The 4,261-nt window shown below is 54.5% G+C and carries 2 protein-coding genes; one reads left to right on the top strand and one right to left on the bottom strand.

Annotated features, from left to right (window positions below; translation table 11 throughout):
• Positions 1-54: 54 nt before the first annotated feature.
• Positions 55-1,851: a DUF2075 domain-containing protein gene (locus tag Q0M74_RS13190; protein ID WP_293955206.1), complete on the bottom strand. Its 1,797-nt coding sequence runs from the start codon at positions 1,849-1,851 to the stop codon at positions 55-57.
• A gap of 147 nt (positions 1,852-1,998) precedes the next feature.
• Here Q0M74_RS13190 and uvrB point away from each other — a divergent pair, with 147 nt between their 5' ends.
• Positions 1,999-4,104, top strand: coding sequence for an excinuclease ABC subunit UvrB (gene uvrB, locus Q0M74_RS13185; RefSeq protein WP_293955204.1), 2,106 nt, complete (start codon positions 1,999-2,001; stop codon positions 4,102-4,104).
• Positions 4,105-4,261 lie beyond the last annotated feature (157 nt).

The following is a 4,261-nucleotide window of genomic DNA, read 5'->3' as shown; positions in this document are numbered from 1 at the left end:
TTTCCATGCCATAAAGGATAAAGATCCTTCGAGAAGAGCACACAGATGAACCAGCTAAATTGCTCTCACTGACTCCCTCAGTTTTTCACGCAGCGCCTCATCAGTGGCGTAGATGTAGAGACCATTCACTCCACGGGTGAGCAGAACATTGAGTTCATTAGCCAGTAGCTGTTCGCCAACGGAGTGCTTGGTGCCATCAGACATGGTTCTCCTGTATTTGGCACCGGAGTTCTTACTCTCCGTGGGGTCATGGATGATCTTGCCGTCCCGGTACTTTACTGAGGGCCCTAGAATCACACCTGCATAGTTGAGGTCGAAACCCTGGATAGTGAAGGTAGAACCAACCTCATTCAGACTGTGTTCCTTTTCAGCCCAGGCCAGGTCCTTGGTGCGTCGCTTGGTCACCCGATCCTGATCACGATCAGTCTCCCGGTTCCACGGTAGAGAGAAATCCCCGATATTTACCGACCAATAGATGTCGATGCCGTTATTTGGTTTCTTGTTATTGGAATAGTCCCAGTCATAGGTAGCGAGCATGCGTGATAGCCCACGCTCAGTAGTGCTGGCCTTCTCCTTGATGGCCTCATGCATCTCCGTGGGGTCTTCGAAGATACGGACCTGATAGCCATATTCATCAGCATTGTCAGGGTTCAGGTCGAGTTCACCGACGACACCACAGTCGATAAGAGCACGCAACCAGGCATAGGTGGTGGGAGAGGAATCAATACGCATCTGATCCCGAAGCATGATCTGCTTGGTGGTGTTCTCCTCTAACCATTTACGGTCAGTCTCATCCCAGTACTGGTTAGTAGCCATGATCTGCTTCTCATCAAAGACCGCCACCACCACATGGGCGCGGTCGATGAGATCCTTCAACTGGTTCTTACCCCGGTAACTCTGCTTACCCTGGGTCCACAACAGGTGCGCTTCATCGATGAGCAGTACATCCACTGGCTCGTCGAGAGTTGTCCTGTTGATAAAACTCGTAGGCTTCAACACACGGGGCAGATCACCCTTGCCCTCTGTACCGCGATTGTAAATATTGAGTTTCTTAGCAATCTGCTCAAATACCGTCAGCTGCTCATCGTGATTAACCAGCAGGTAGGCATTGAGAGACTGAAACTCAAAAGGACTATCCACGGCATTGTCGCCCTGGAAAAGTTCATAGAAAAGACTGCTGATGAATACTGATTTACCTGCTCCGGCTTCACCACTCACCGTCACCAGATGCTGACGGGAATCATCAGCAAGACACTCGTAGATATAATTGACCACCTCCCCCTTGCCACGTTCCTGCTCCTCAGTGAGTTTATGGAAGGGAGATGCCTTGAAAAGAGCTGAATCCCGGATAACTTCCTTGGCGGGGAAGAGCTTCTTATCGAAGGTTCGCAGCTGACCCCAGATCTGGTTAAAGATCTCGTCGAAGTTCTCCTGCGAATAATAAGCACGCTGAGGGTTGGCTCTACCGTTGTGAACCTTGCTCACATGCTCAACACCCGGTAAGTAGAGCATGAGACGGTTCTCCACATCCAAGGTTAAGGACTTATTGAAGTGGTCATGCCCAATCACATACATTGATGAGTTCTTAGATCGCTCAAAGCTATGCCAGAAGTTCCCCTCCTTCACATCAGCAGTGAGGTGCTGAATGGTACGACGCTCAATATCGTTCGACTCACCAATGTAGATCTCACAGCTGGAGGCCTTAGCATCCTTAATCACATACACAGTGGGGTAGGTGAGAAGAAGCTTGGTTGCGGGCGCGCCGGGAGTGCTGGATAGATCCTCGACGAACTCATTGACCCCATTTCTGGAGTAGGGGATCTCACGTATATGCGGTGGGTTGATCAGCATTGGTTCCTCCAGCTGATAAGGGCCTGGTTTATTGAAAACAGCCTAACCCAGCAAAATTCTCCGTAACCGGGGATTAAGGCAGCGGGGGCGATCCGTGTGTCGCAAAGCTCCCTCCAACCTCTCCACCTCTTGGCGTAACCTGTAGGCATGGCTTTTGCTGCTGAACAACCAGTCCTGTCCCACTCTGAGCACCGCCCTGTCGGCGAGATCGAACGCTCCAACAACAAGTTCGAGGTGATCTCGGAGTTCCAGCCCGCCGGCGACCAACCAGCCGCCATCGCGGAACTGGATAAGCGCCTGGACGCAGGCGAACGCGACGTCGTCCTGCTCGGTGCCACAGGTACCGGTAAGTCGGCCACAGCGGCGTGGCTGATCGAAAAGCAGCAGCGACCCACCCTGGTGATGGCACCCAATAAGACCCTGGCCGCACAGCTGGCCAATGAGCTGCGCCAACTTCTGCCCAATAATGCGGTGGAGTACTTCGTGTCTTATTACGATTACTACCAACCAGAGGCCTATATCGCGCAGACCGATACTTATATTGAGAAGGATTCCTCAATCAATGAGGATGTGGAGCGTCTACGCCACTCCGCCACCTCCAACCTGCTGTCGCGCCGGGATGTCGTGGTGGTGTCCTCAGTGTCCTGTATCTACGGTCTAGGTACTCCACAGTCTTATCTGGACCGCTCCATCGTCCTAGAGGTGGGGGAGGAGATCGAGCGTGATCGCTTCCTGCGTCTGCTGGTGGATATCCAATATGACCGCAATGACATCGCCTTTACCCGTGGTGCCTTCCGTGCCAAGGGTGACACGGTGGACATCATTCCGGCTTATGAGGAGCTGGCGGTGCGCGTGGAGTTCTTCGGTGATGAGATCGACAGCCTCTATTACATCCACCCACTCACCGGTGATGTAATCCGCAATGTCAATGAGGTCCGTATCTTCCCGGCCACCCACTATGTGGCAGGCCCGGAGCGTATGGAAAAGGCCGTGGAAGATATCAAAGCAGAGCTGGAGGATCGTCTGGCTGATCTGGAGAACCGCGGCAAATTGCTGGAGGCACAGCGTCTGCGGATGCGTACGGAATATGACCTGGAAATGATCCAGCAAGTCGGGTTCTGCTCTGGTATTGAGAACTACTCCCGCCACATCGACGGCCGTGGTGCGGGTACCGCGCCGGCCACCCTGATTGATTATTTCCCGGAGGATTTCCTCACCATCATCGATGAGTCCCATGTGACCGTGCCTCAGATCGGTGGCATGTTCGAGGGCGATATGTCGCGTAAGCGCAACCTGGTGGAGTTCGGTTTCCGACTGCCCTCCGCGCTGGATAACCGCCCGCTGACCTGGGAGGAGTTCGATGACCGCCGCGGACAGACCATCTTCATGTCCGCAACGCCTGGCAAGTTTGAAATAGCGGCCGCCGGCGGTGAGTTCGTGGAGCAGGTCATTCGACCCACGGGTCTGGTGGACCCGAAGGTCACCGTCAAGCCCACCAAGGGACAAATCGACGACCTCATCCACCAGATCCGCGAACGCACCGCCAAGGATGAACGCGTCCTGGTCACCACCCTGACCAAGAAGATGGCCGAGGACCTCACCGACTACCTCCTGGAAAATGGCATCCGCGTCCGCTACCTCCACTCCGATATCGACACCCTCCAGCGTGTGGAGCTGCTGCGTCAGTTGCGCCTGGGGGAATATGACGTGCTGGTGGGCATCAACCTCCTACGTGAGGGACTCGACCTGCCGGAGGTGTCCCTGGTGGCCATTCTGGATGCCGACAAGGAAGGCTTCCTGCGCTCAGCCACCTCACTGATCCAGACCATCGGACGCGCCGCCCGAAACGTTTCCGGTGAAGTCATCATGTACGCCGACAAGATCACCGACTCCATGCAACACGCCATCGAGGAGACCGACCGACGCCGGGAACGCCAGGTTGCCTACAACACCGAACACGGCGTCGATCCGCAACCGCTGCGCAAGAAGATCGCCGACATCCTGGACCAGGTCTATGACAATCAGGAAAACGCGGTTGGTGCACCGGGTGCCACCGGTGACACAGCGGTGGTGGCCAAGCCTGACACCTCCGGCATGCAGGTGGACCAGCTGCAGAAGCTTATCGACGACCTCTCCGCCCAGATGGGTGCTGCTGCGCGAGAGCTAAAATTCGAACTTGCGGGACGTCTCCGTGATGAAGTCTTCGAGCTGAAGAAGGAACTCAAGGGTATGAAAGAAGTAGGAATGCAGTAAAAATGGCGAAGATGAGGTTAACAATCTTGTTACCCCTGTATCACTTTGTCTGCCCGTGTTACCTACGCCTGGTTTCCCACAATTGTTAAGGGAAAACACCCCCAACCGGGAGGAATAGTTTGTTAGACTTGGACACTAACGTAATCAGGGCTGAGCA

The sequence above is a fragment of the uncultured Corynebacterium sp. genome, from assembly GCF_945649885.1.
Classification (GTDB): domain Bacteria; phylum Actinomycetota; class Actinomycetes; order Mycobacteriales; family Mycobacteriaceae; genus Corynebacterium.
This window is presented reverse-complemented; position numbering and strand designations above follow the sequence as displayed.

What these genes read in the sequence shown, in the direction of transcription:
- Q0M74_RS13190 (WP_293955206.1), bottom strand. Translation starts at nt 1,851, where the DNA reads ATGCTGATCAACCCACCGCATATACGTGAGATCCCCTACTCCAGAAAT.
- uvrB (WP_293955204.1), top strand. Translation starts at nt 1,999, where the DNA reads ATGGCTTTTGCTGCTGAACAACCAGTCCTGTCCCACTCTGAGCACCGC.